Genomic DNA, 3,086 nt, shown 5'->3' with positions numbered 1-3,086 from the left:
GTCCATGGCCTTGAGCTTCGCGATCGCGGCTTGCGCCCAGGCATAGCCATTCTCGCCGTCGATTTTGGCGCCGCTCTCGAAGCGCAGGCTGCCGCCGAATTCGGCCTGCTCGTCGGCGAAGATCACCCGCGCGCCGGTTTCGGCAGCGGCAAGCGCGGCCGCAATGCCGGCGGCGCCGCCGCCCAGCACCAGAACGTCGCAATGCGCGTAGCGCGCCGCGTAGTGGTCAGGGTCCGGGCGGTCCGGAGAAACGCCAAGGCCCGCGGCCGAGCGGATCTGCGGCTCGTAAAGGCTCTTCCAGGCCGACTTCGGCCACATGAAGGTCTTGTAGTAGAAGCCGGCCGAGAACATCGGCGAGGCAAGGTCGTTGACCGCGCTGACGTCGAAGGCAAGCGAGGGCCAGCGGTTCTGCGAATTGGCGGTGAGCCCGTCATAGAGCTCCTGCACGGTCGCCCGCACATTCGGCGTCTTGCGTGTGTCGTCGCGCACGATCTGCACCAGCGCATTGGGCTCTTCCGCGCCGGCGGAAAGGAAGCCGCGCGGACGATGGTACTTGAACGAACGGCCGACCAGATGCACGCCGTTGGCGAGCAGCGCCGAGGCGAGCGTGTCGCCCTCGATGCCGACATAGGACTTGCCGTCGAAGCTGAAAGACGCGGTCTTCGCCTGGCTGAGGTGCCCGGCGCCGGGAATGCGGAACGCGGCGTTCATTTCGAGGCTCCAGGCAGCTTCGCGGGCTTCGGCTCGCCGGCCTTGTAGGTCATGACGAACTTGTCGGTGACGGTGTCGCGCACGGCGTTGAAGAAGCGCGCGCAGCCATGGATATGCCGCCAGCGCTCATAGATGACGCCTTTCGGGTTCGAGCGGATGAAGAAAAATTTCTCGAAATCGTCGTCGCTCTCGCCGGCAATGTTGGTCGAGCGCACGACATGCGCCTCGCCGGCATTGCGGAACTCGAGTTCCGGGCGCTCTTCCTCGCAATAGGGGCAGCGGATGAGAAGCATTTTCGGTCGATCCTACAATTCGCCATGGCCGACGCGAGCGCCGGCCGGTTGATCGCAAAGCCTCAGCAGAAATGTCGGCATCAGTGCGCCACCGCCGCCGCTGCCGCCTCGTCGATGAGACGGCCGGTGCGGAACCGCTCGAGCGTGAAGGGGGCGTTGATCGGGTGCGGGTCGTCCCTGGCGATGGTGTGGGCAAAGACATTGCCCGAACCAGGTGTCGCCTTGAAGCCGCCCGTGCCCCAGCCGCAATTGACATAGAGTCCCTTGACCGGCGTCTTCGCCAGGATCGGCGACCGATCGGGCGTCACGTCGACGATGCCGCCCCAGGAGCGCAGCATCTTCATGCGCGTGAAGATCGGGAACATCTCGCAAATGGCGTCGAGCGTGTGCTGCAGGATGTGCAGGCCGCCGGTCTGCGAATAGGAGATATACTGGTCGGTGCCGGCGCCGATCACCAGCTCGCCCTTGTCCGACTGCGAGATATAGGCGTGCACCGTGTTCGACATCACCACGCAGGGCACCACCGGCTTGACCGGCTCCGAGACCAGCGCCTGCAGCGGATAGCTCTCCAACGGCATGCGCACGCCGGCCATGTCCATGATCACCGATGAATGACCGGCTGCGACGACGCCGACCTTCTTGGCGCCTATGAAGCCGCGCGTCGTCTCGACGCCGGTGACCGCGCCATTGGCCGCACGCTTGATGCCGGTGACCTCGCAGTTCTGGATGATGTGCACGCCGCGCGCCGAGGCGCCGCGCGCATAGCCCCAGGCGACCGCATCGTGGCGCGCCGTGCCGCCGCGCCGCTGCAGTGCGGCGCCCATCACCGGATAGCGCGCCTCTTTGGCGATGTTGAGCGGCGGACAGAATTCCTTCGCCTGCTCCGGCGTCAGCCATTCATTGTCGATGCCGTTGAGCCGGTTGGCATGGATGTGGCGCTTGAACACCTGGACGTCATGAACGTTGTGGGCGAGCATCATGACGCCGCGCGCCGAATACATGACGTTGTAGTTGAGCTCTTGGCTCAATCCGTCCCACAGCTTCAGCGCATGGTCGTAGATGCCGGCGCTCTCGTCATAGAGGTAGTTGGAGCGGATGATGGTGGTGTTGCGGCCGGTGTTGCCGCCGCCGAGCCAGCCTTTTTCCAGCACCGCGACGTTGGTGATGCCGTGCTCGCTCGCCAGATAGTAGGCAGTCGCCAGGCCGTGGCCGCCGGCGCCGACGATGATGACATCGTATTCCTTCTTCGGCTCGGGCGAGGTCCATTGCTCTTCCCAACCCTTGTGGCCGCGCATGGCCTCGCGGGCAATGGCGAATACCGAATATTTCTTCACGTTGCAGGCCTCGCGCCAATATCTTTCGCGGATTTGCGGCCGGGCATCCCCGCCTCGGCGTGCGAGGAGTATCACTATCGAAACCGCGCTGCCATCCTTGCGCTGTTTGCGACGGCGCTTGCCGTTTTGCGCCGTGGTCAAAGCGAGAGGTTCGATCTGGCTTCCATGGCTGTCTTCAGCGACACTCCTGTTGCACGACGTTTGAGGATGATGATGGGTAACGCCTGGTGGAATCTGACCTTGCGCTTTCTGCTGGAACTAGCGGCGCTGCTTGGGCTCGGCATGGCCGGCTGGAGCCTGTCCGAAGGGTGGTGGCGCTGGCTCCTCGCCTTGGCCTTGCCGCTTATTGCAGCAGCGCTGTGGGGAACCTTCGCGGTTCCTGACGACCCAAGCCGGTCCGGCCGCGCGCCGGTTCCTGTGCCGGGCGCGGTGCGGCTGATGTTGGAACTTGTCATGCTGTTCGGCGGCGCCGCGGGATTCTATCTAACCGGCCACACGGCCGCCGGCATCATCATGGCTCTGCTGATCGCCCTCAGCTACGCCTTCTCACTGGACCGGCTGGGTTGGCTGTTGCGGCAGTAGGGCAATAGCGGCCTTTGCCGGTTTCGGGTGGCTCCGGCCTGTGCCATTTGCGACCAAGCATCCAACCGCCGGCAAGCTCGGCACAAAAGGAAGGATGCAGAGACATGTTCACCCTGACAAACAAAGTTGCCATCGTCACCGGCGCCAGCTCCGGCATCGGCCGCGC

The 3,086-nt window shown here is 64.5% G+C and carries 4 protein-coding genes; 1 reads left to right on the top strand and 3 read right to left on the bottom strand.

Annotated elements, in window-relative coordinates:
- From EOA38_RS31975 to EOA38_RS31965, 3 genes are all read right to left on the bottom strand, one after another.
- A partial coding sequence (locus EOA38_RS31975; RefSeq protein WP_127301102.1) for a 2Fe-2S iron-sulfur cluster-binding protein occupies positions 1–711 on the bottom strand: 711 nt, incomplete at its 3' end.
- Positions 708–1,004: a sarcosine oxidase subunit delta gene (locus EOA38_RS31970; protein ID WP_059184503.1), complete on the bottom strand. Its 297-nt coding sequence runs from the start codon at positions 1,002–1,004 to the stop codon at positions 708–710. The genes EOA38_RS31970 and EOA38_RS31975, both read right to left, overlap by 4 nt.
- An 80-nt stretch (positions 1,005–1,084) precedes the next feature.
- Positions 1,085–2,338: a sarcosine oxidase subunit beta gene (locus tag EOA38_RS31965; RefSeq protein ID WP_127301101.1), complete on the bottom strand. Its 1,254-nt coding sequence runs from the start codon at positions 2,336–2,338 to the stop codon at positions 1,085–1,087.
- Between the two features lie 165 nt (positions 2,339–2,503).
- Between EOA38_RS31965 and EOA38_RS31960 the strand changes: the two genes are divergently transcribed.
- Complete coding sequence (locus tag EOA38_RS31960; protein ID WP_245464888.1) at positions 2,504–2,920, top strand: YrdB family protein; 417 nt, start codon at positions 2,504–2,506, stop codon at positions 2,918–2,920.
- Positions 2,921–3,086: the final 166 nt, after the last annotated feature.

This window comes from Mesorhizobium sp. M1E.F.Ca.ET.041.01.1.1 (genome assembly GCF_003997355.1).
In the GTDB taxonomy this organism is placed as follows: Bacteria; Pseudomonadota; Alphaproteobacteria; order Rhizobiales; family Rhizobiaceae; genus Mesorhizobium.
The sequence above is the reverse complement of the archived record's forward strand: the minus strand, read 5'-3'. Positions and strand labels throughout refer to the sequence as shown.